Consider the following 22,408-nt stretch of genomic DNA (forward strand, 5'->3'; position numbering starts at 1 on the left):
CGCCCGCTACAGGGCCTCCCCGCGCATCAGCCGAGGCCGCGATCCGCGCGCGGCGGCGGCCTCGCCGATGAAGAAGCGCTTGAGCCTCGGCAGCCGGTCCACAAGCCCGAGGCCGAGATCCCGGGCGAGCCGCAGCGGCAGCGCATCGTTCGAGAACAGGCGGTTCAGCCCGTCGGTCGCCGCCGCCATGGCGAAGCTGTCGAAGCGCCGGGCGCGCTCATAGTCGCGCAGGACGTCGGGGCTGCCGGGATCGAGGCCGAGGCGCAGCGCACCGGTTACCGCCTCGGCGAGGGAGGCGGCATCCGCCAGGCCGAGGTTAAGCCCCTGGCCGGCGATCGGGTGGATCACGTGGGCGGCGTCGCCCAGCAGGGCGAGGCGCGGCGCGTAAAAACTCCGGGCGAGGCCAAAGGCCAGGGGGTGCCGGCTCGGCCCATGCTCGAGGGCGAGCGTTCCGAGATCGAGGGTAAAGCGGCGCTCGATCTCGGCCAGCACTTCGTCGGGCTCACCGGACAGCAGGGCGTCGGCCGCGTCGGCGCGCTCGGTCCAAACGATCGAGGAGCGATGGCCGAGGGCTCCACCGTCCCGCAGCGGCAGGATCGCGAACGGGCCCGCGGGCAGGAAATGCTCGAAGGCTCGCCCCCCGTGCGGCTGGGCGTGGCCGATGGTCGCCACGATGCCGACCTGCGGATAGGACCAGCCGACCCAGCCGATCCGCGCCGCCTCCCGCAGGCGCGAACGTGCGCCGTCGGCGGCGACCAAGAGATCGCCGCGCAGCTGCGCGCCCGTGCTCAGCTCCGCACGGATCGCCGGACCCTCTTGCGTCGCGCGCACCACGCCGGCCAAGACGAAGGCGACACCGGCCTCCCGGCAGGCCTGCCCCAACGCCTCGGCCAGAGGCTCGGCCTCCACCATGTGGGCGAAGGGATCGTCTTCGACCCGATCGTCCTCCGCCTCTTGGTCGAACGCGCGGCCGAAGGTCAGGAAGACCGGGCGGACCGGATCGGCAAGGCGGCTGTCGCTGATCACCATCTCGGTGATGGGCTCGGCCGCCCCCGAGAGCCGGTCCCAGACACCGAGGCGGTTCAGCATCCGTCGCGCCCCCGCCGCCACCGCGTAGGCCCGGCCGCGATGGCGCGCCGGGTCGGCGCCGGAGGGATCGATCACCGTCACGGCGAGTGCGGGTCCATGGGCCTGCTTGAGCGCGAGCGCCAGGGCGAGGCTGGGCAGGCCGCCCCCGGCGATCAGGAGGCGGCGGCTACCGGGGCGGGGCGTCTCGGCCGTCATCGTGGCAGATCTCCGGTGTGACTCCCGCGCGGGAGATGTTGGCTAGGTCGGTTCGAAAGGCCTATGTCGCACGCGGGCAACGAACGGAAACCCCGCGCGCCATGACGGACGCTAATACCGACGCGATGACCGACGCCGTCGCCGAACTCATCGCCATCCTCGACCTCGAACGCCTGGAGGTCGATCTGTTCCGCGGGCAGAACCCGAAAACCGGCTGGCGGCGGGTCTTCGGCGGGCAGGTGGTAGCCCAGGCACTGGTCGCCGCCACCCGCACCGTGCCGGACGATCGTCCGGTCCATTCCCTGCACGCCTACTTCATGCTGCCGGGCGATCCCCGCAAGCCCATCGTGTACGAGGTCGAGCGGATCCGGGACGGGCGCAGCTTCACGACCCGACGGGTCAAGGCGATCCAGCACGGGCGGGCGATCTTCGCCACAACGGTCTCGTATCAGGTGGCCGAGGAGGGGCTCGTTCACCAGCCGGCGATGCCGGACGTGGCCGGCCCGGAGGGACTTCTCGACGGCAAGGCGCTGGCGGCTGCCGGCGGCAGCGGCATGCCGGAAGCCATTGCCGCGTATTTCGGCCGCGAGCGGCCGATCGCCCTGCGTCCGGTCGACCTGAACCGCTACATCGCCGCCGGGAAGGGCGGCCGACCACCCGAGCCGGTCTTCAACGTCTGGCTGCGGGCTGCCGCCACCTTGCCGGACGATCCGGCCCTCCACCGGGCGGTGCTGGCCTATGCCTCCGACATGACCCTGCTCGACGTCTCCCTGATCCCGCACGAGCGCTCGGTGTTCGACCCGGCCATCCAGGCCGCGAGCCTCGATCACGCCCTCTGGTTCCACCGACCCGTGAAGATCGATGACTGGTTGCTCTACGCCCAGGACAGCCCTGTCGCTGGCGGTGCCCGCGGTTTCGCCCGCGGGCAAATTTTCGACCGCGCCGGCAACCTCGTGGCCTCCGTGGCGCAAGAAGGCCTTATTCGGCCAAAGCGGGATTAAAACGCGTTCCCGTGCGTGCGTTGCGGATCTGCAACTCACGGGAATGCTGCTTGTTGAGCAGACTGCCCAATTGGAGGGCACGAACGTCACAGCAAGTGCACGTCGCATGGTCGTGGTCGATCAATCCGTGGGCAGATGACGGTTCAAGGAAAAGGTTCCCGGTTAAGCTTATCTGGCACAGTCCTTGAATAGCGGCGTTCGACCGCGGGCCATCCCGAGCCTGCGGGCGACCCCGCCAGGGTTGCCCGCGGATTGGGTGACGGCAACGGTTCCCAGGCATTTCCAAGGGGGCGTCGCCCATGAAGATCGTGATGGCCATCATCAAGCCGTTCAAGCTGGAGGAGGTGCGCGACGCGCTCACCGGAATCGGCGTGCACGGCCTGACGGTGACGGAGGTGAAGGGGTATGGCCGGCAGAAGGGCCACACCGAGATCTACCGCGGCGCGGAATACGCGGTGAGCTTCCTGCCCAAGCTGAAGATCGAGGTCGCCGTCGCCTCGGACCTGACGTCGAGCGTCATCGACGCCATCGCGGGAGCGGCCCGCACCGGCCAGATCGGTGATGGCAAGATCTTCGTGATGCCGCTCGAGAAGGCCGTGCGCATCCGGACCGGCGAGACCGACGCCGACGCGCTCTGATCCGCGGCCCGGCGCGCCCGGGCCCGCAGAGTCCAGACTTTCTGAAACGATACGGATTTGAGACCGGGAGCCACGTGCCCATGAAACTTCGTCACGCCCTCATGCTCGGCTTGGGAGGGGCGGCCATCGCCGCCATCCTGATCGAGCCGTCGCTTGCACAGACGCCGACGCCGGAAGCCGCCTCGCCGCCGCCGTCCCCGATCCCCAACAAGGGCGACACCGCCTGGATGCTGATCTCCTCGGCCCTCGTGCTGATGATGGCGGTGCCGGGCCTCGCGCTGTTCTATGGCGGCCTCGTGCGCACCAAGAACATGCTCTCGGTGCTGACCCAGGTTTTCGCGATCGTGTCGATCGTCGGCCTGCTCTGGGTGTTCTATGGCTACAGCCTCGCCTTCACCAACGGCGGCGGCATCAACGACTTCGTTGGCGGATTCTCGAAGGCCTTCCTCAAGGGGATCGACGCCAACTCCACTGTGGCGACCTTCTCCAACGGCGTCGTGATCCCCGAATACGTCTATCTGTGCTTCCAGATGACCTTCGCGATGATCACCCCAGCGCTGATCGTCGGCGCCTTCGCGGAGCGGATGAAGTTCTCCGCCCTGGTGGTGTTCACGATCCTCTGGGTCACGCTCATCTACTTCCCGATGGCCCACATGGTTTGGTACTGGGGCGGCCCGGATGCGGTCGGCAACGCCGCCAAGGCGCTCGCTGCTGCCACTGACGACGCCTCCAAGGCCACCGCTCAGGCGGCGCTGGATGCGGTCAATAAGGATGCCGGCTTCCTGTTCCAGAAGGGCGCCCTCGACTTCGCCGGCGGCACTGTGGTGCACATCAACGCCGGGATCGCGGGCTTCGTCGGATGCCTGATCATGGGCAAGCGTATCGGCTACGGCCGCGATCTGCTCGCCCCGCACTCCCTGACCATGACGATGATCGGCGCCTCGCTGCTGTGGGTCGGCTGGTTCGGCTTCAACGCAGGCTCGAACCTCGAGTCCAACGGCACGGCGGCGCTGGCCATGCTGAACACCTTCGTGGCGACTTGCGGCGCCGCGGTGGCGTGGCTGTTCGCCGAGTGGGCGCTCAAGGGCAAGCCGTCGCTGCTGGGCATGCTCTCGGGCGCGATCGCCGGCCTCGTGGCCGTCACCCCGGCCTCCGGCTTTGCCGGCCCGATGGGCTCGATCGTGCTTGGCCTCGTCGCCGGCGTGGTCTGCTTCGTGATGTGCTCGACGGTGAAGAACGCGCTCGGCTACGACGACTCGCTCGACGTGTTCGGCGTGCACTGCATCGGCGGCATCCTGGGCGCGTTGGCGACCGGCATCTTGGTCGATCCGAACCTCGGCGGCGTCGGCATCCCCGACTACACCTCCAAGCCGGGCGAGTTGGCGGTCGGTGCCTACGACATGATGGGCCAGCTCATCATCCAGGCCGAAGCGGTCGGCCTGACCCTGCTGTGGTCGGGCATCGGCTCGGCGATCCTCTACAAGCTCGTTGATCTGACGATCGGCCTGCGGGTGACCCAGGAAGAGGAGCGCGAGGGACTCGACATCGCCGATCACGGCGAGCGCGCCTACAACTACTAAGGACATGTGGCGCGGCCCTGCGGGGCCGCGTCCGTCAAACGCGAAAACCCCGGCTCGAAAGGGCCGGGGTTTTTTTGATTTTACCAAGCGACGTAAGAGCGGTCAGCGCGTGGTCCGCGTCTTACGCCGCCTGTGTCAGCGCCGCCTTCTCCTCGGAGTAAGCCCAGTCGAGCCAGGGCGTCAGCGCCTCCAGGTCCGACGTCTCCACCGTGGCGCCGCACCAGATCCGCAGGCCCGCCGGGGCGTCGCGGTAGGCGCCGATATCGAAGGCGACGCCCTCCCGCTCGAGCCGCGCCACGAGCCCCGCCGCGAAGGTCGAGACCGCCGCGTCGCCCCGGGCGAGCACCTCCGGATCGGCAATCACGAGGCAGACGCCCGTGTTCGAGTAGGTCGCCGGAGCGACCGCCAGCGGCGCGATCCAGGGGGTGCGCGCCACCCAGTCGTAGATCGCCTTGGCGTTGGCATCCGCCCGGGCGTGGAGCGCCGTCAGGCCGCCGATACCCATGGCCCAGGTCAGGGTGTCGAGGTAATCCTCCACCGCCAGCATGGAGGGCGTGTTGATCGTGTCGCCCTTGAAGATGCCCTCGATGAGCTTGCCGTCCTTCGCCAGGCGGAACACCTTCGGCAACGGCCAGGACGGCGTGTGGCTCTCCAGGCGGGCCACGGCGCGCGGCGACAGGATCAGCATGCCGTGCGCGGCCTCGCCGCCCATCACCTTCTGCCAGGAGAAGGTCACGACATCGAGCTTGTCCCAGGTCAGCGGCTGCGCGAAGGCCGCCGAGGTGGCATCGCAGATCGTCAGTCCCTCGCGGTCGGCGGCGATCCAGTCGCCGTCCGGCACCTTCACGCCGGCCGCGGTGCCGTTCCAGGTGAACACCAGATCGCTGTGCCGGGTATCGATCGCCGCGAGGTCGGGCAGCACGCCGTAGGGCGTCTGGTGGATGCGGGGCGCGATCTTGAGCTGCTTCAGCGCATCGGTGACCCACTCCTTGCCGAAAGCTTCCCAGGCCGCGACCTCGACGGGCTTCGGCCCGAGCATCGTCCACATCGCCATCTCGACGGCGCCGGTGTCCGAGGCCGGCACGATGCCGATCCGATAGTCGGCGGGCACCTGCAGGACCGAGCGCGTCAGGTCGATCGCCCGGGCGAGCTTGGCCTTGCCGAGGGGGGAGCGGTGCGACCGGCCCAAGGCTGCGTCGGCCAGGGCGGCCGGGGTCCAGCCCGGACGCTTGGCGCAGGGGCCGGAGGAGAAATGCGGCACGCGCGGGCGCTGCGTGGGGCGGGTGGTCATCGCGAATCCATCCTGGCAGAGGGGCATTCCTCGCGGGGGAGGAAATCCCGAACTCGCGCATGCGCCGAAACCCGGCGTCTGGCAAGCGTTTGCCAGCGCTGCGATTCCCACGGGGTGACCCCGGCCGGGACAGGCAGTCCCGGAGCGCGGAACAGTCGATTAAGCTTGGCCCGTTAGGCTTAATGCTGTGCCGCGTAGCGTTTGAGGTACATCGATGTCTATGCACAGCGCCGCGATACTGGCGGTCTGGTCTGCTCTGCTTGTGGTTATTGGAGCCTTAACGGCCCACATCGCGCTCCCGTATCGCCTGCGGCGGCCGATGCAGCAGCCCCTGCAGCGCGATCCGTTGGATTACGACCGGGACGGTCCTGTGATCGATCTTGAGGCGGCCTGACGTGCGCCGGCGAGGTCGGGCCGCCGCTCGGCGGTGAGGCGCTCGGCCTCGTCCCGCCGCCAGCGGGCAATGGCGGCGTGGTTGCCGCCGGAGAGCACGTCGGGGATCGCGCGGCCCTCCCAGTCCCGGGGCCGTGTGTAGTGCGGGTATTCGAGGAGTCCGCCCTCGAAACTCTCCTCGACGCCGGATTGCACCTTGCCCATCACGCCGGGCAGGAGCCGCACGCAGGCGTCGAGCACCACCAGGGCGGCGATCTCGCCCCCCGAGAGCACGTAATCGCCGATCGAGACCTCCTCCAGGCCGCGCCCGGCGATCACCCGCTCGTCCACCCCCTCGAACCGGCCGCAGACGATCAGCGCGCCGGGGCCATCCGCGAGGGTGCGCACCCGCGCCTGGGTCAGGGGCCGGCCGCGGGGGGACATCAGCAGGCGTGGGCGCGGGTCGTCGGGCGGGCTCGCGGTGTCGATGGCGGCGGCCAGGACATCGCAGCGCAGGACCATGCCGGCGCCGCCACCGGCTGGGGTGTCGTCTACCGCCCGGTGCCGGCCGAGCCCGTGCTCGCGGATGTTGCGGGCCTCCAGGCTCCAGGTGCCGCGGGTCAGAGCATCGCCCGAGAGCGAGACGCCCAGCGGGCCCGGGAACATCTCCGGGTAGAGGGTGAGGATCGTGGCCCGCCAGGGCGTGTCCGTGTGCGTCATGGCGCTTGATCGCGCGCCAGGTGCGGCACGGTCAACGCCACCGGCACCGATCCGGCCCGCGGGCTGTTACCGGCCATGATCCGAATCCTTACCCACGTCCCGGCCCTATTGTCCCTCGTGCTCGCCGGACCGGTCTGCGCGGCCGAACCGCTCGGGCCTGCGGGCGCTCCGGCCGACGCCTTTCCGAAGCCCGACAGGCCGGTGGCCGAGATCGTCGCACCGCGCTGGTCCTCGGAATCCGCGCGCGACAAGGCCGGCGAGTTCACCGAGGTCGCCAGGGCTATGGGCTTCGCCCCGGGTGAGACGGTGGCGGATATCGGCGCGGGCAGTGGCTACTACGTGGTCCGGCTGAGCCCGCTGGTTCGCCCGGGCGGCCGGGTGCTCGCCGAGGACGTCACGACGGATTACCTCACGACCTTGGAGACACGGGTGAAGGACCTCGCCAACGTCACTGTGGTGCGGGGCGAGCCGCACGATCCGCGCCTGCCCCCGGCCTCCGTGGATGCGGCGATCCTCGTGCACATGTACCACGAGATCACCCAGCCCTTCGGCCTGCTCCACAATCTCGCTGCGGCGATGCGCCCGGGCGGTCGCGTCGGCATCGTCGACGCCGACGATATCCCGTCCCGCCACGGCACCCCTCCGGCGCTCCTGCGCTGCGAACTCACTGCCGCAGGGTATCGCGAGACCGGGTTTCACCCGTTGAAGGATGGCGCCTACCTCGCGGTGTTTTCGGCACCCGCGACCGATCGAAGGCCGTCACCCGAAACGATCCGGCCCTGCCGGGACGGGGCGACGCGGCGGTAGCGGCTGCCGGGAAATAGCTGCCCCGGGACGCGTACGGCGCAGGACTTCACGCTTTCTCAGCCCAAGGTTGTCAGCATCGCGGCCCCGTCGCCCACGATGCAGGCCGCCGCATGCTCCTCGGACTCTGGCTCGATCAACCGCTCTGGGCGATCTTCGCGGTTTTGGCCCTGCTGTTCGGCGTCCTCAGCGCAATCCTGTACGGCCTCTCTCACCTGCGCCGGACGCGTCCGATGATGCGCCGCCTCGGTGCCGGCATGGTGCCCACCTATTTCACCGCTCTCGCCACCCTGCTGGCCCTGTTGACTGGCTTCGTGGCCAACGATGCCTGGGAGCGCCAGCGCGCGGCCTCGCGCGCCCTCCAGGCCGAGCGCGCCGACGCCCTAGCGCTCTACGATCTCAGCCTCGCCTCGGCCTCCGACATGCGCAACATCGGGTCAGCCCTCGCGGCCTATCTCGACGCGGTGATCGAACGGGAATGGACGCGGATGAGCGAGGGCGGCTACGCGCCGGAAGCCGGTGCCGGGTTGCGGCGGCTGCTGGAGACGGTGTCAGATCCGAAGATCACCACGGAGGCGGGCGCACCGACTCATGCCGCCCTTCTCAGCGCCGCCATGGCGCTGCGGGGTGACCGCGGCGAACGGCTGGCGCTCTGCCAGACCGCGAGCGACGGGACCAAGTGGCTCACCCTGCTGATCCTGGCGGCGCTCACCCTGGTAGCCCTGGGGCTCGTTCACACGGAACACCCGGCTGCTCAGGCGACGGTGCTGATGACCTTCTCGCTGGCAATGGTCACCACCCTCGGCCTGATCGCCCTGCACGAGCGCCCCTTCGACGGGCCGCTGGCGATGAGCGCAGAGCCGCTGGTGATCGCCCGGGCCGCCGTGGTTGCGCGGGCGCCCTGAGCAGGGTCCGCAAAAGTGGCTGCCGGTTTTCCGACGGAAACCGGCTTCGAGATCAGCCCGGATCGTCGGTCGGTTTCTCGCCCGGCGGCGCGAACAGATCGTCCGGCGCCACCACGGTGACGCGGCGCTGCGCCACGTCGAGCAGGGGCACGAAGGCCCTGGTGAAGGGGAGGAGCGCCGTCGCGCCGCCGTTCGGCGGGCGCAGTTCCAGAAGGTCGCCACCGCCGTAATTGGGGACGGCCACGATCGTCCCGATGACCGTGCCGGCTTCGTCCAAAGCCGTGGCGCCGATCAGATCGGCGGCATAGACCTCGTCCTCGTCCTCGGGGGCGCTCAGGCGGTCGCGCGGAATGAACAGGGCGACGCGGTTCAGCGCCTCGGCCGCAGTCCGTCCGGAAACACCCTTCACCCGGGCGATCAGCATGTCGGGGGATGTGCCGGGGGCGACGCGTACCTCGGCGAGCGTCAGGCTGCGCCCGTCCGCGGTCAGCAGGGCACCGTAGCTGGCGATCGCCCGCGGCTCTGCCGTGTAGGATTTGAGGCGAACCTCGCCGGTAAGCCCATGTGCCCGCCCGAACTCGCCCAACAGGACGAGGTTCGAATCGGTGGGCGGGGCGGCCGGCTTCGGGGCGGGCGCTTTGGGCGAAGTCGCGGCGTCGGGCGCGATCGCGCCGATCGCCGCGTTCACGCGGCTCCGGCGGCCGCCGTCGCGGGGGGAGGGACCTGCGGGGCGGCGCGCCATGGTGAAGCGCCTTACGCCGCAGCGTCCTCGGCGGGGGCGGCGGCCTTCTCGGCGCGCTTGGCGGCACGCTCCTTGGCCTTCTCGCCCGGCTCGGCCTTCTGCGGGTTGTTGCGCGTCGGGCGCTTGGCGAGGCCGGCCTGATCAAGGAAGCGCAGGACCCGGTCGGTCGGCTGCGCGCCCTTGGCGAGCCAGCTCTGGATCTTCTCGTTGTCGAGCACGATGCGGGCCGGATCGTCCTTGGCCTTCATCGGGTCGTAGGCGCCGACCTTGTCGATGAAGCGGCCGTCGCGGGGGGCGCGGGCGTCGGCGACAACGATGCGGTAGTAGGGGCGCTTCTTCGCGCCGCCGCGGGTGAGACGAATCTTAAGGGCCATTTTCTTACGACTTTCTCTCGGTGTCGGTCGCCGACTCGTGCGTCGCTGCGATCGACTGATGGTGCCGGATGACTTCCTTGACCACGAAGGCCAGAAATTTCTCGGCGAAATCGGGGTCGAGATTGGCATCGACCGCGAGTTTGCGGAGCCGGGCGACCTGACGGGCCTCCCGGTCCGGATCGGAAGGGGGGATCCCCTTTCGGGCCTTGAGCTCGCCGACCCGCTGCGTGCAGCGGAAGCGCTCGGCGAGCAGATGAATCAGCGCGGCATCGAAGTTGTCGATGCTGTCGCGCAGGCGCGCGAGTTCGGGATCGACGGCCTGCGCCGCGAGCACGCTCATTTCTTCTTCCCCGGCATGAACCCACCGAGACCCGGCAGCTTCGGACCGCCCAGGCCCGGAAGCCCCGGTATCTTGGGCATGCCGCCCCCGCCGAGGCCCGGCGGCATCGGCGGCAGCTTGCCGCCGAACTGCTTCTCGATCTGGGCTATCTGCTCCGGCGTCGGCTCCGGCATGCCGGGGGGCAGGCCGGGCATGCCGCCCATGCCGCCCCCGCCCATCCCGCCACCGCCGAGGCCAAACATCGAGCCGAGCGCCTGCCCGATCCCGCGTTTCCCGGAGCCCATCGCCTTCATCATGTCGGCCATGGTCCGGTGCATCTTCAGGAGCTTGTTGATCTCCGAGACGTCCACGCCTGAACCCGCCGCGATGCGCTTCTTGCGGCTGTTCTTGAGTAGATCGGGGTTCTTGCGCTCCTGTGGGGTCATCGACGAGATGATCGCCCGCTGGCGCTTGAACATGTTCTCGTCGAGGTTGGCGCCCTCGACCTGCTTCTTGATCGCGCCCATGCCGGGCAGCATGCCCATCAGGCCGCCGATGCCGCCCATCTTCTCCATTTGGGCGAGCTGCATGGACAGGTCTTCGAGATCGAACTTGCCCTTGCGCATCTTCTCCGCGGTGCGGAGCGCCTGCTCGTGGTCGATGGTCTCGGCGGCCTTCTCGACCAGCGAGACGATGTCGCCCATGCCGAGGATGCGGTTGGCGACGCGGGACGGGTGGAACTCCTCCAGCGCATCGACCTTCTCGCCGACGCCGACGAGCTTGATCGGCTTCCCGGTGACGGCGCGCATCGAGAGCGCCGCGCCACCGCGGGAATCGCCGTCCATACGGGTCAGCACGATGCCGGTGACGCCGAGCCGCTCGTCGAAGGCCCGGGCGGTGTTGACTGCGTCCTGGCCGGTGAGCGCGTCGGCGACCAGCAGCACCTCGTGGGGCCGCGTCGCGGCCTTCACCTCGGCGGCCTCGGCCATCAGGGCCTCGTCCACCGTGGTGCGGCCGGCGGTGTCGAGCATGACCACGTCGAAGCCGCCGAGTCGGGCCGCTTCCATGGCGCGCTTGGCGATCTGCACCGCCGACTGGCCGGCCACGATCGGCAAGCTCTCGACGCCGACCTGCTTGGCCAGCACCGCGAGCTGCTCCATGGCGGCTGGGCGGCGGGTGTCGAGGGAGGCAAGCAGCACCTTGCGCTTGTCGCGCTCGGAGAGGCGGCGGGCGATTTTGGCGGTGGTGGTGGTCTTGCCCGAGCCCTGCAGGCCGACCATCAGGATCGGCACCGGGGCGGGGGCGTTGAGATCTACGGTCTCGGCATCGGTGCCGAGCATCGCCACGAGCTCGTCGTTGACGATCTTCACGACCATCTGGCCGGGCGTCACCGACTTGAGCACGACGGCGCCGACCGCCTTCTCCTTCACCTTATCGGTGAAGCCGCGCACCACTTCGAGGGCGACGTCGGCCTCCAGCAGAGCCCGGCGCACCTCGCGCATGGCGGCGGTGACGTCGGCCTCGGTGAGCGCACCGCGGCGCGTCAGTCCCGAGAGGATGCCGGAGAGGCGATCGGACAGGCCTTCGAACATGCTCTGAACCTGCGCTTACTGTTCGAGCCCGGCGCGCTCGACCCGGCGCGCCTGGAGATCGGCCTCGAAGCTGCGGACAGCCTTGGCGAACTTGTCTCGGCAATCCGGGTTGCAGAACCCCACCACGGCACCGTTGTAGAGCGTCAGCGAGTCGGCCGAGATCGGCTTGCCCGACCATGGGCAGGTCTCGTTGATCGCGTCCTTGATGTTCAACGCTTCTTGATCTCGCGTCATGGGACTGCCTCGGCCGGCGGATCCCGCCATCGCCAATCAGCCAACACTCATCGCGCCCGAGGGCGCACACGCGCTGTCGGGCGTTGACCTCCGGTCTCACGGGACCGGTCGGCTTGGCATCGGTCGATCTGCTACGGATCGGGAGCGCGCGGCGTAGCCGCGCTGGCCGGTAAAGTCAATTTCCGGGTTGCGACCTCTGTCGTGCCGACCGCCCTCTTTTACCGATCGTTAAGCATGTTCCGATTGTCTACGAGGCGAATTCGTTCAGGACGCCGCCCCATGTCGGAACCCGCCCGCTCCCTGCCGCCCGAGTCCAGCGGCCGCCCCGCGCCCGGGCCGCTTCGGGACTGGCTCTCGGCGATGAAGACTCACAGCCCGGCCGACGCAGTGCGCCCGGATCCGAAGGCCGGACCCGGTGTCGCCGAGACCGCGTGGTCGCCGCGGGTTGTGGCGCCCGCCGGGCCGTCGCAGGCAGCCGAGACCGAGGATGCCGACATCTCCGAGCTGATGGCCGAGAACCTGATGCTGAAGGCCAAGCTCCGCCTGGAGGCCGAGCATCAGGACCAACTGCAGGCGCTGCTCGCGGAGGAGATCCGCACCCTGCGTGCGCATATCCAGGATGAGATCGGCTCCCTCGACGATCTGCGGGCGGAACAGGCGGAGATCCGCGCGGAGCGTGAGCGCTTCAAGACCGAGCGCGCAGCAATGCAGACCGAGCGCGAGCGGGCTGCGGGCGAGCGTTCCGCCCTGGTGGCCGAGCGTGACGCCCTGCGGGAGGAGCGCGACGTGTGGCGCGCCCGGACCGAAGCTTTGGCCCAGCCGCTGTTCCAGATGCAGAAGCGCTGAGCCTTAAAAAGCCGAAGGGCCACCCGTGAGGGTGGCCCTTCCATTGCCGAACCATGTCGTCCGGCGGAACTGTCCCGAAATCGGGTCTCTAGCGCGTCTTAGAACGACACGCTGGAGGCGACGGTCCAGGTCCGATGAGCCGAGACACACGGCTGATGACAATGAGACACTGGATCACCTCCTTTCGTTCGTTGAGGATGAAGGCAAGGTAGGTGGTGCGAGCCGGCTTGTGAAGCCCCGCGCCTGCGCCCGTTTGTCCTCCCGAAATCTGCTTTTCACGGGCCCGTGCTTTCCCGCATCGGCCGGCGGGCGTATGACGGGGCATCCCGCCCGCAGCCCGAGCCGCCTTGAACGCGCCCTTCACCAACCCGCCGCGTCCCGCCGACGAGGCTGCCCTCGATCCCGACGCGATGCGCCAGCCGCTCGGGAACGCGTGGTACTGCGTCGGCCAGTCCCGTAACCTCGGCAAGGCCGGCAGCAAGGCGGGTCTGCGCGCGGTTGAGCTGAACGGCGAGCAGATCGTGCTCGGCCGCGCCCCGGACGGTATCCCCTTCGCGCTGAGGGATCGTTGCCCCCACCGTGGCATGGCCTTGTCCAAGGGCCGGTTCGACGGCGACTCGCTTATGTGCCCGTTCCACGGCTGGCGCTTCGGCACGGATGGGCGTTGCCGCGACGTCCCGACCCTATCGGAGCATGACGTCGCCGATTTCTCGCGCATCCAGGTCCAGCGTTTCCCGATCCGCGAGAGTGCCGGCTTCCTGTGGGTCAACCCCCATATCGGCCCGGCCGGTGGCGACATCGCCGCTTTACCCGAGCTCGATTTCACGCCGGCCGGATCCCTGGTGGTCGAACTCGTGGTCGAGGCTTCCTTCGATCTCACGACGTTGAGCCTCGTCGATCCCGGCCATGTCGCCTTCGTCCACGATTCGTGGTGGTTCCGACCGTCGAAGCAGCTCCGCGAGAAGGTGAAGACCTTCCAGCCGGTCCCCCACGGCTTCGTCATGACCAGTCACGCCACCACGACGAGTTCCCCGGTCTACCGGCTGCTCGGGGGTGTGCCGGAGGTCGAGATCGAGTTCCGCCTGCCGGGCGTGCGCCTGGAGCGGATCCGTGCGGGCGAGAAGCGCGTGGCGAACTACACCTTCGCGACGCCGCTCACGCCTGACCGGACGCTGCTCACCAACGCCCTCTACTGGAGCATGCCGGCGCTGAACCTGCTGAAGCCGGTCGCCCGCCCGCTGATGCGGCAGTTCCTGACCCAGGATCAGCAGGTGCTCCAGCACGCGCAGGACGGTCTCGATCGCAAGCCGACCATGGTGCTGTTCGGCCAGGGCGATCTGCCGTCGCAATGGTATTTCCGCCTGAAGCGCGAGGCGCTCGAAGCGGCCCGCGACGAACGCGCGTTCACGAACCCGCTGGAGCGCAAGGAGCTGCGCTGGCGCTCCTGAGCGCGTCGCCGGCGCGGCTCCGCTCATTGTCCATTCCTGTGCGTTTCCAGGCTGACGTGCGCGCTCTGCCGAGACAGACAAGCTATGTAGCCCTTAGCCCGCTGTGCGGGGCGGGTTGGCGCGCGGACCGCGATCGACTGAACCCGCGTCGTGTCCGAGCCGGATATATGGATCCGTCCGCCCACCGTGAGGCTTAGGTGAACCGTAGATTGGACGCGCGATCAGATTGATCGAGGCCCGAATTTAAGATCCTATTAACCATACACAGAGCAATAATATCCGCGCAGAACCTCTTATCGAGACTCTTCGCACCGATGCCTCGCTTCTTCATCGATCTTCACGACGGCTCGCAGCCGGTCCGCGATGACGTCGGCTTCGAGCTGCCGGACTTGCCGGCCGCCCGCGCCAAGGTCACCCGGATCATGTCGGCGATCGCTCGCGACATGCTGCCGGATATCGAGCGCCAGGATTACGTCGCCTGCGTGCGTGACGGCGTCGGCAAGGTCGTCTTCCGGGCGCGCCTGTCCCTGGCCGCCGAGGCGGTGGACTGAGGCTCGCCGTCGCAAGGCAGAGAACTTGACCGGCGCGCGCCACCCGCCATCTCCGGGGGTATGAAACGGCGAAGCCTGCTTACGGTCGCGAGTGCGGCCACGGTGATGACGCTCGGCGGCGTCGGTTATGCCGCCCACCGGCGCGGTCGGAACCCCTATTATCGCGGCCCGGTCTCGGACCATTTCGACGGGCTGCGCTTCTTCCTGCCGGACCAGGCGACCGACAAATCGCTGCCCGACGTGCTTCGCTGGCAGGCCAAGCGGGCGCGGGAGCCCTGGCCGGCGAGCTTCCCAAGCCCCTTTCCGGCGGATCGGCCGCCCGAACGCGTCGGCGGCCTGAGGGTCGTGCTGATCGGCCATGCGAGCTACCTCGTGCAGGTCGCCGGCCGGAACATCCTGATCGATCCGGTCTTCGCCAAGCGCGCGAGTCCGGTCCGCTTCGCCGGGCCGAAGCGGGTCAATCCGCCGGGCATCGCCTTCGCCGACCTGCCGCCGATCGATGCGGTGTTGATCACCCACAACCACTACGACCATCTCGACGGGCCGGGCGTCGCGCGGATCTGGCAGGCGCATCAGCCGCTGATCGTCGCGCCGCTCGGCAACGACGCGATCCTGCGCGGCTTCGACGACACGATGCACGTTGAGACCCGCGACTGGGGCCAGTCGGTCGATCTCGGCGACGGGCTGCAGGTCCATCTGACACCGGCCAACCACTGGTCGGCCCGGGGCGTCCGGGATCGGCGGATGGCGCTGTGGTGCGCCTTCGTGATCACCTCGCCCCGGGGCGTGCATTATCACGTCGGCGACACGGGCTTCGGCGACGGGGCCCTGTTCCGGGACATCCGCACCCGCTTCGGGCCGCCCCGACTGGCGACCCTGCCGATCGGCGCCTACGAGCCGCGCTGGTTCATGCGTGCGCAGCACGTCGACCCCGCCGAGGCCGTGCAGGCCTTCCGCCTCCTCGGCGCCGAGCAGGCGCTCGGCCACCATTGGGGCACGTTCCAGCTCACCGATGAGGGCGTCGAGCGGCCCGTGGAGGCGTTGAACGCGGCGCTCGGGGCCGCCGGTCTCGCGCCGGAGCGGTTCCTGGCGCTTAGACCCGGGCAGGTCTGGCAGGCCTGAGAGCAGCGCCGCCAGATGCCGCCCAATTGGGCATGATGCGTGCATGATACTGTATGCAGCATGGGGTCACGGTGGGGAGAACGCCGTTGCGCGCCTGGAGAGCGGGCGCCGCTCCATGCGGCGCATCCGCTTCCAGCCGAGAGACACGATGGACCTGATCAAGCCGACACGCCGCTCGCTGATGGTGGGAGGCGCGGCACTGGCCGCCTTGGGAGCCCCGGGCCGAGCCGGCGCGCAGGGCGGGACGCCGGGCAGCCTGACCTACGGCATCTCGATGACCGACCTGCCGCTCACCACCGGCCAGCCGGACCGGGGCGCCGGCGGCTACCAGTTCACCGGCCTGACCCTGTACGATCCACTGGTCGCCTGGGAGCTCGACGTCGCCGACCGTCCCGGCAAGATGGTGCCCGGGCTTGCCACGTCCTGGGAGGTCGACAAGGCCGACCCGAAGGTCTGGACCTTCCACTTGCGCGACGGCGTGACGTTCCACGACGGCTCGGCCTTCGATGCCGACGCGGTGATCTGGAACTTCGACAAGGTGCTCAACAAGGAGGCGCCGCAGTTCGACCAGCGGCAGGCCGCGCAGGTCCGCCCGCGCCTGCCTGGCGTCGCGAGCTACCGTAAGCTCGACGCCAAGACCGTCCAGGTGACCACCAAGACGCCCGACAGCCTGTTCCCCTACCAGATGCTCTGGTTCCTGATCTCATCGCCCGCGCAGTACGAGAAGGTTGGCCGGGACTGGGCGAAGTTCGCCTTCGAGCCGTCAGGCACCGGGCCTTTCCGACTGGGCCAGTTGGTCCCGCGGGTGCGCCTCGAACTCCTGCCGAACGTGAGCTACTGGAACTCCAAGCGCGTCCCGAAGATCGCGAAGCTCACGCTCACCTGCTTACCCGAGGATCTCGCCCGGGTGAACGCGCTCCTGTCGGGCAACGTCGACCTGATTGAGTTGCCGGCCCCCGACGCGGTACCGCGCCTGAAGGCTGCCGGCATGCGGATTATCGGCAACGACACGCCGCATGTCTGGAACTACCACCTGTCGATGCTGGAGGGCTCGCCCTGGCGGGACCTACGCCTGCGTAAGGCCGCCAACCTCGCCATCGACCGCGCCGGCGTCGTCGAGCTGATGGGCGGTCTGGCGCAGCCGGCCGTGGGACAGGTCCAGCAGTCGAGCCCATGGTTCGGCAAGCCGAGCTTCCAGATCAAGACCGACGTCGATGCGGCGCGCAAGCTCGTCGAGGAGGCGGGTTACTCGGTGAAGAATCCGGTCAAAGCCACGATCCTGATCCCGACTGGCGGCACCGGGCAGATGCTGTCACTGCCGATCAACGAGTACGTGCAGCAGAGCTGGGCGGAGGTTGGCATCCAGGTCGAGTTCAGAACGGTGGAGCTCGAGGTGGCCTACACGGCTTGGCGCCAGGGGGCGGCGGATCCGAGCCTGAAGGGGGTTTCGGCAGGCAACATCGCCTACGTCACCTCGGATCCGTTCTACGCGATCCTGCGCTTCTACGAGTCGAAGCAGATCGCCCCCAATGGCGTGAACTGGAGTCACTACCGCAATCCCGAAGTCGATGCCCTCTGCGACAAGGTCAAGGCGAGCCTCGATACCGATGAGCAGAACCGGCTGCTGGCGCGCATCCACGAGATTGTCGTCGATGATGCCGTGCAGGTTTGGGTGGTGCACGACACCAATCCGCATGCCCTGTCGCCGCGGGTGAAGAGTTATGTGCAGGCGCAGCACTGGTTCCAGGATCTTGCGACGCTGGCCTGACCAGGGTCGATAGCCTGGGTGTGGCCGGCAGGATTGGATTTTCCAGGGAACGATCTTCGCGAGGATGTGTTGATCTCTCAACGCACGAAGGAGTGTCCCATGAAGACCCTGCTTGCTGGCGCCATCCTGGCTGCCTCCCTCGCGAGCGTCGTTCCCGCAGCGGCGCAGCGCATCGATATCGGGCCGGATGGCCCAAGCCTGGATCTGCGCTCCCGTGGACAGCGGGAACGCGATTTCCGGCGCGACGAGTATCGCCGCGACCGCGCCGACGAGGACCGCATGTACCGTCGTCAGCGTTACGACGATGACCGGCCGGTCGTTCGTCGCGGTTACGGTTATTGATCTGCGCTCACCACGACGAAGCCAAAGACGATTGAACACTGGAGGGGTCGGCGAATGCCGGCCCCTTTTCACATGGATCGGCGCAACGACGAGGCTATCGAGACTTCCCGAGTCGCTGCAGCGCGGTGATTTCGCACTTGCAGCAAAGCGAATCGGCGATTAGGAAGATCGCGCATTAGGTTTCGGGAGAATTTGGCAATGACCCTACGTGTTATCAGTGGCTTCGCTGCGGTTGCCTTCGCTGTGTCCAGCCTGTCGGTTCCAGCTGCGCTGGCCAAGCCTGTCAGCGGTGCGAGCGCCGTCAAGATGATCGACACCGACAATGACGGTACGGTGGACATGAAGGAAGTCGAGGCCGTGGCGTCGGCCACCTTCGACCGGCTCGAGAAGGATGCCGACGGCACCCTCGACGCGCGTGAGTTGAAGGGCCGTCTGAGCGCGGCCGGCGTGAAGCGGGCCGACCCGGACAGCGACGGCACCCTCGACAAGAAGGAATACCTCGCCGCGGTCGCCGAGCGCTTCAAGATGGCTGACCCGGATGGCGACGGCACCCTGGACGCCAAGGAGCTGAACTCCAAGGCCGGCAAGGCGCTGATCGCCCTCATCAAGTAAGCTGACCGGGCGACCCGTACGGTCGCCAGAGATCGAAGCCCCCGCGGATCCGTCCGCGGGGGCTTTTCTCGCTTCTGGGATCGCCTGGCCGATCGCCGGATCGTGTCGGCGCATTCAACATGGGTAAAGGCAGAACGCCGTGAAGTCCTCGAGAAATCCTGCCTGTGCGGCAGGAGGGAACGCGCGATGCACGAGCCTTCGATTGTGGACTCCGCAAATTGCCCGCCCGAGTTCTGGGACACACTCGGCGACACGGTCACCGCTAAGGTTGAACCGGTGATCGGGCGAGGCAAGAAACAGCGCAGCCCGGTGATCGACTATCTGCGGGATCTGGAGGCTGTGGCCCGGCGTCAATGCAGCAGCCGCGACACGGTCCAGATCATCGCCTCAGGGCGGCGGTTGCTCGGCGACTGCAGCGAGATTGGCCCCTCGGACGGTCCCTTCACGCAGCCCTGAGTGCCGATGCGGGTGCGGTTACCGGACCGCGCCGCCCCGTTCCGGGTATGACCGGAGCCATACGATCACGCCGGCGACCACCCAGGCCGCGCAGGTCGGCGCCAGCCATTGCTGAAGGTTCGGCAGGGACCACCCGTACAGGAACTCGGCGCCCAGATGTGCCTGGATGGCATCCCAGCCCGCATGCTTGATGTCGTGCTCGCGCTGCCCGGCCTCCCGGCCGTAATAGTAGGTCGAGACGAGGAGCGCGGCGGTGCCCTCCGGCCGCGGCGTGCGCAGCAGGGTCAGGGCGGCCGTCACGCCGGCGGTTTCGAGGGTGGCCGTCAGGGCGTGACTGGTCGCGGGGTTCGCGACCATGAAGGCGACGAGCGTACCGGGCATGGGCGGCGCTTACTCCAGGGCGACCGAGGCGTCACCGACCGGGGATGTGGCGCGACGCAGTTATGACGGCACCATACGATCAGGAGCGGATGGGTATGGATGACCCTTACGATCTCGGCCGCTTCGTCGCGGCGCAGGCGGAAATCTACCCGCGCGCCCTGGCGGAGCTGGAGGCTGGGCAGAAGCGGAGCCACTGGATGTGGTTCATCTTCCCGCAGATCGCGGGCCTCGGCTCCAGTCCGATGGCTCAGCGTTACGCGATCGGCTCTCTGGACGAGGCGGTGGCCTATCTTGGGCACCCGACGCTCGGCGCGCGCCTGCGGGCCTGTACGGCGGCGGTGAACCAGGTATCCGGACGCTCGGCGCACGCAATCTTCGGCTCTCCCGACGACATGAAGTTCCGCTCCAGCATGACGCTGTTCGGAATCGCCGCTCCCGGCGAGCCCTGCTTCGCCGAGGCGCTGGCAACCTATTTCGGGGGCGAACCGGACACGGTGACCCTCACCATATTGGGGAAACGCTGAGCCCTCAGCGGCCCCAGAGGCCGACGCGCTCGGCGCGCGCCTGCTCCTCGGCCCCGAGCAGATCCTGCGGCGCGTCCTCCGTGGCACGGGCGCCGCCGGCGGCCAGGATAAGCCCGGCCAGATCCTCGCCGTCGATCTGGCAGCGCGCGGAGGCGCCGTCGGAGGGACCGGAGCAGACCACCTCCCGCCGCCGTAGATAGTTCGCGAGCTGACGGGCCAGATGGCCGCGCTCGCCTTCCACGCCCAGCAGATGCACGACGCGCCCCCGCAACGAGAGGGTCCCGGTGTCGATCACGTCCGGGACGCCGCGCACCTCTCCGGTTGCTGCCGGAGCGGCGACCGCAGCCGGAGCCGGCGTAGCCCGGGCCGGCTCCGCCCGCTCGGCCGAGGGGCGCGGCTTGCCCTTCGCCAGCTTCTCGGCCGCCCGCTGGACGAAGTCGTGGAAGATGCCGGCGGGCATCTCGCCGCCGAACATCCGGTTCATCGGGCTGTCGTCGTCGTTCCCGATCCAGATTCCGACGACGAGGTCCGGCGTCATGCCGACGAACCACGCATCGCGAAAGTCCTGGCTCGTGCCGGTCTTGCCGCCGATGATCTGGCCCGGAACGCGCGCTGCCTTTCCGGTCCCGGATTCGACCACCGCCTGGAGCGAGTCGAGCATCATGGTGCGCGGCTCTTGGGCGAGGCCGGCCGTTGGGGCAGGGTCGGCCTGAACGTAGAGCGGCTGTGGCGCCGAACCGCGGATCGCCTGGATGCCGTACGCCTGGAGCGGGGTGCGGCCCGACAGGACCGAGCCGTAAGCCCGGGTCATCTCCAGCAGGCTCACGGTGCCGGAGCCGAGCACGAGGCTGGGCACGTTGGGCAGGTCGGACTGAATGCCGAGCTTGCGCGCCGTGGCAATGACCGCCGGGATGCCGACCTCTTGGCCGAGCTGAGCCGCCACGGTGTTGATCGACAGCGCGAAGGCGGTCCGCAGCGGCACCGACCCGCGGTAGCGGCCGTCGTCGTTCTCGGGCTCCCAATCGCCGATCTTCACCGGCCGGTCGACCATAATGGAATCCGGCGTGTAGCCCTGCTCGTAGGCGGTCAGATAGACCAGCAGCTTGAACAGGGAGCCCGGCTGGCGCTTGGCCTGGACGGCGCGGTTGAACTGGCTGTCCTCGTAGTCGCGCCCGCCCACCATGGCGAGGATCGCGCCGTCCTTCGACAGCACCACCATGGCGGCCTGCCCAACTTTGCGGCGGCGCCCGTCCTTGTCGAGACGCCGGGCCACGACGCCTTCGGCGAGGTTCTGGAGATCGAGGTTGAGGGTCGAGCGGACGGTGAGATCGCCGTCCTTTGCGGCCAGCCGCTTCACGTCCCCCGCGATCATATCGAGGAAGTAGTTGGTGCCCGGTGGGGCCTCCGGGGGCGTCTTCAGTTTCACGCTTTGCCGCCGGGCCGCGTCGGCCTCGGCTTGCGTGATCGCGCCGGTCTCAACCATGGCCTGGAGCACCACGTCGGCCCGCTCCTTGGCACCGCCGAGGTTCCGCGTCGGCGCGAGCTGCGAGGGCGCGCGCACCAGCCCGGCCAGCATGGCAGATTCGGGCAGGTTCAGGGCCTTGGCGGGCTTGCCGAAATAGCGCCGCGCCGCCGCATCCGCTCCATAGGCGCCGGCGCCGAAATAGGCCGTGTCGAGGTAGCCGAGCAGGATCTCGTCCTTGCTCATGGTCGATTCGACCCGCAGCGCCAGGATCGCCTCCTGGACTTTGCGCCAGAGCGACTTCTCCTGGTTCAGCGACGTCAGGCGCGCATATTGCTGCGTGATCGTCGATCCGCCCTCGCGCACGCCGCCGCCCAGGGCATTGCGGTACGCGGCCCGGGCAAGCCCGCGCAGGTCGATGCCCCAGTGGTTGTAGAAGCGCCGATCCTCGATCGCTATGATCGCCTGGGCGAGGTGTGGCGGCAGGTCGGCGGCGGTGAGCTTCTGCCCGCGGAAGCTGCCCCGGGTGGCGAAGACCCGCCCGTCATCGGCCTCGACCGTGATCGCCCGCTGGCCGCTTTCGACCACGGCTCCGCCCAGCGGCGGAAGGGTGAGGAAGGCGGCGAGCAAGTAGAGGACGAGCGCCAGGAACGGCAGCAGGATTGCGGCCCCGGCAGCGAGCAGGATCGGCCGCTGGCGGAAGCGCGCGGCGAGCGTGGGTGTGGCGCCGGGATTCGGGGCGGCCGCAATCGGCGCTCGCGATACACGCTCGGGTTCGGTTCGCTTCCGTCGTTCCAACAAGTTGCGCGACCGCGCCGCTGCGGAGCGACCTGCCCCAGCGACACCCAGCCCGCCTGCCACGATCAGGGACCACAGGCTGCGGGTCAAATCGCCGGCAGCACGGCGCGCCTCCCGGGCCGCCGAGCGGGGATCCGGTGGGCCGGATCCCTGGTCGTGCCCGGCGTTCTGCATTGACGGCCTGTCGACCGGGGCGCTCTCCGGCGCGTCAGGTGTCATCGCGTGCGGATTCCAGGGCCGAT

At 68.8% G+C, this 22,408-nt stretch carries 24 protein-coding genes; 14 read left to right on the forward strand and 10 right to left on the reverse strand.

The annotated features are described in order from the left end of the window. Positions 1-6 precede the first annotated feature (6 nt). Positions 7-1,284, reverse strand: coding sequence for an FAD-dependent monooxygenase (locus OXS27_RS14880; protein WP_267356995.1), 1,278 nt, complete (start codon positions 1,282-1,284; stop codon positions 7-9). 101 nt (positions 1,285-1,385) lie between these two features. Here OXS27_RS14880 and tesB point away from each other — a divergent pair, with 101 nt between their 5' ends. The 3 genes from tesB (at position 1,386) to OXS27_RS14895 (ending at position 4,503) form a co-directional block, all read left to right on the forward strand. After that, a complete protein-coding gene (gene tesB, locus OXS27_RS14885; RefSeq protein WP_267356997.1) occupies positions 1,386-2,285 on the forward strand; it encodes an acyl-CoA thioesterase II in 900 nt (299 codons plus the stop codon). A 299-nt stretch (positions 2,286-2,584) separates the two neighbouring features. Next, entirely contained in the window at positions 2,585-2,923 is a 339-nt protein-coding gene (locus tag OXS27_RS14890; protein ID WP_010683623.1) for a P-II family nitrogen regulator, read from the forward strand. 80 nt (positions 2,924-3,003) lie between these two features. Next, positions 3,004-4,503, forward strand: coding sequence for an ammonium transporter (locus tag OXS27_RS14895; RefSeq protein ID WP_243922695.1), 1,500 nt, complete (start codon positions 3,004-3,006; stop codon positions 4,501-4,503). A gap of 121 nt (positions 4,504-4,624) precedes the next feature. Here OXS27_RS14895 and OXS27_RS14900 read toward each other — a convergent pair whose 3' ends face one another. Further along, the gene (locus tag OXS27_RS14900) at positions 4,625-5,794 is read right to left on the reverse strand and encodes a phosphoserine transaminase (protein ID WP_267357010.1); all 1,170 of its coding nucleotides are present in this window, start codon (positions 5,792-5,794) and stop codon (positions 4,625-4,627) included. Between the two features lie 351 nt (positions 5,795-6,145). Further along, on the reverse strand, positions 6,146-6,886 hold the full coding sequence (gene trmD, locus OXS27_RS14905; RefSeq protein WP_267357012.1) for a tRNA (guanosine(37)-N1)-methyltransferase TrmD: 741 nt from the start codon (positions 6,884-6,886) through the stop codon (positions 6,146-6,148). A gap of 75 nt (positions 6,887-6,961) precedes the next feature. Between trmD and OXS27_RS14910 the strand changes: the two genes are divergently transcribed. Both OXS27_RS14910 and OXS27_RS14915 read left to right on the forward strand, forming a co-directional pair. Further along, positions 6,962-7,693, forward strand: coding sequence for a methyltransferase domain-containing protein (locus tag OXS27_RS14910; RefSeq protein ID WP_267357014.1), 732 nt, complete (start codon positions 6,962-6,964; stop codon positions 7,691-7,693). A 110-nt stretch (positions 7,694-7,803) separates the two neighbouring features. Continuing rightward, complete coding sequence (locus OXS27_RS14915; RefSeq protein WP_267357016.1) at positions 7,804-8,595, forward strand: DUF4239 domain-containing protein; 792 nt, start codon at positions 7,804-7,806, stop codon at positions 8,593-8,595. A gap of 52 nt (positions 8,596-8,647) precedes the next feature. Here the strand turns inward: OXS27_RS14915 and rimM are convergent, their stop codons facing one another. From rimM to OXS27_RS14940, 5 genes are read right to left on the reverse strand one after another with little or no spacing between them, the layout of a single operon-like run. Then, positions 8,648-9,337, reverse strand: a complete 690-nt coding sequence (gene rimM, locus OXS27_RS14920) for a ribosome maturation factor RimM (RefSeq protein WP_267357018.1) — start codon at positions 9,335-9,337, stop codon at positions 8,648-8,650. An 11-nt stretch (positions 9,338-9,348) separates the two neighbouring features. After that, on the reverse strand, positions 9,349-9,711 hold the full coding sequence (gene rpsP / locus OXS27_RS14925) for a 30S ribosomal protein S16 (RefSeq protein ID WP_020092607.1): 363 nt from the start codon (positions 9,709-9,711) through the stop codon (positions 9,349-9,351). A gap of 4 nt (positions 9,712-9,715) precedes the next feature. Beyond that, complete coding sequence (locus OXS27_RS14930) at positions 9,716-10,051, reverse strand: chorismate mutase (protein WP_243922683.1); 336 nt, start codon at positions 10,049-10,051, stop codon at positions 9,716-9,718. Continuing rightward, entirely contained in the window at positions 10,048-11,622 is a 1,575-nt protein-coding gene (gene ffh / locus OXS27_RS14935) for a signal recognition particle protein (protein ID WP_267357024.1), read from the reverse strand. Before ffh ends, OXS27_RS14930 begins: the two co-directional genes overlap by 4 nt. Positions 11,623-11,637: 15 nt before the next feature. After that, a complete protein-coding gene (locus OXS27_RS14940) occupies positions 11,638-11,856 on the reverse strand; it encodes a glutathione S-transferase (RefSeq protein WP_267357026.1) in 219 nt (72 codons plus the stop codon). Between the two features lie 279 nt (positions 11,857-12,135). Here OXS27_RS14940 and OXS27_RS14945 point away from each other — a divergent pair, with 279 nt between their 5' ends. From OXS27_RS14945 to OXS27_RS14980, 8 genes are all read left to right on the forward strand, one after another. Further along, positions 12,136-12,702 carry an ATPase gene (locus tag OXS27_RS14945; protein WP_267357028.1) on the forward strand — a complete coding sequence of 189 codons (567 nt, stop codon included), beginning with the start codon at positions 12,136-12,138 and terminating at the stop codon, positions 12,700-12,702. A gap of 410 nt (positions 12,703-13,112) precedes the next feature. Further along, complete coding sequence (locus OXS27_RS14950; RefSeq protein ID WP_267357138.1) at positions 13,113-14,150, forward strand: aromatic ring-hydroxylating dioxygenase subunit alpha; 1,038 nt, start codon at positions 13,113-13,115, stop codon at positions 14,148-14,150. A gap of 314 nt (positions 14,151-14,464) precedes the next feature. Further along, positions 14,465-14,701 (forward strand): hypothetical protein, encoded by a 237-nt coding sequence (locus OXS27_RS14955; protein WP_267357030.1) that lies wholly within the window; start codon positions 14,465-14,467, stop codon positions 14,699-14,701. Positions 14,702-14,761: 60 nt separating this feature from the next. Further along, positions 14,762-15,823: an MBL fold metallo-hydrolase gene (locus OXS27_RS14960; protein ID WP_267357032.1), complete on the forward strand. Its 1,062-nt coding sequence runs from the start codon at positions 14,762-14,764 to the stop codon at positions 15,821-15,823. 148 nt (positions 15,824-15,971) lie between these two features. After that, on the forward strand, positions 15,972-17,591 hold the full coding sequence (locus OXS27_RS14965) for an ABC transporter substrate-binding protein (RefSeq protein WP_267357034.1): 1,620 nt from the start codon (positions 15,972-15,974) through the stop codon (positions 17,589-17,591). 99 nt (positions 17,592-17,690) lie between these two features. After that, positions 17,691-17,933 carry a hypothetical protein gene (locus OXS27_RS14970; RefSeq protein ID WP_267357036.1) on the forward strand — a complete coding sequence of 81 codons (243 nt, stop codon included), beginning with the start codon at positions 17,691-17,693 and terminating at the stop codon, positions 17,931-17,933. Positions 17,934-18,131: 198 nt separating this feature from the next. Continuing rightward, on the forward strand, positions 18,132-18,545 hold the full coding sequence (locus OXS27_RS14975) for an EF-hand domain-containing protein (protein ID WP_267357038.1): 414 nt from the start codon (positions 18,132-18,134) through the stop codon (positions 18,543-18,545). A 186-nt stretch (positions 18,546-18,731) separates the two neighbouring features. After that, a complete protein-coding gene (locus tag OXS27_RS14980; protein ID WP_267357040.1) occupies positions 18,732-19,001 on the forward strand; it encodes a hypothetical protein in 270 nt (89 codons plus the stop codon). A gap of 18 nt (positions 19,002-19,019) precedes the next feature. Here the strand turns inward: OXS27_RS14980 and OXS27_RS14985 are convergent, their stop codons facing one another. Then, positions 19,020-19,382: a hypothetical protein gene (locus OXS27_RS14985; protein WP_267357042.1), complete on the reverse strand. Its 363-nt coding sequence runs from the start codon at positions 19,380-19,382 to the stop codon at positions 19,020-19,022. A 95-nt stretch (positions 19,383-19,477) separates the two neighbouring features. On the opposite strand from OXS27_RS14985, the gene OXS27_RS14990 reads away from it, so the two are divergent. Then, positions 19,478-19,906 (forward strand): DUF1810 domain-containing protein, encoded by a 429-nt coding sequence (locus OXS27_RS14990; RefSeq protein ID WP_267357044.1) that lies wholly within the window; start codon positions 19,478-19,480, stop codon positions 19,904-19,906. 4 nt (positions 19,907-19,910) lie between these two features. Here the strand turns inward: OXS27_RS14990 and OXS27_RS14995 are convergent, their stop codons facing one another. After that, entirely contained in the window at positions 19,911-22,385 is a 2,475-nt protein-coding gene (locus OXS27_RS14995; RefSeq protein WP_267357046.1) for a PBP1A family penicillin-binding protein, read from the reverse strand. Positions 22,386-22,408: the final 23 nt, after the last annotated feature.

It is taken from the genome of Methylobacterium sp. GC_Met_3 (assembly GCF_026540775.1).
Classification (GTDB): Bacteria; Pseudomonadota; Alphaproteobacteria; order Rhizobiales; family Beijerinckiaceae; genus Methylobacterium.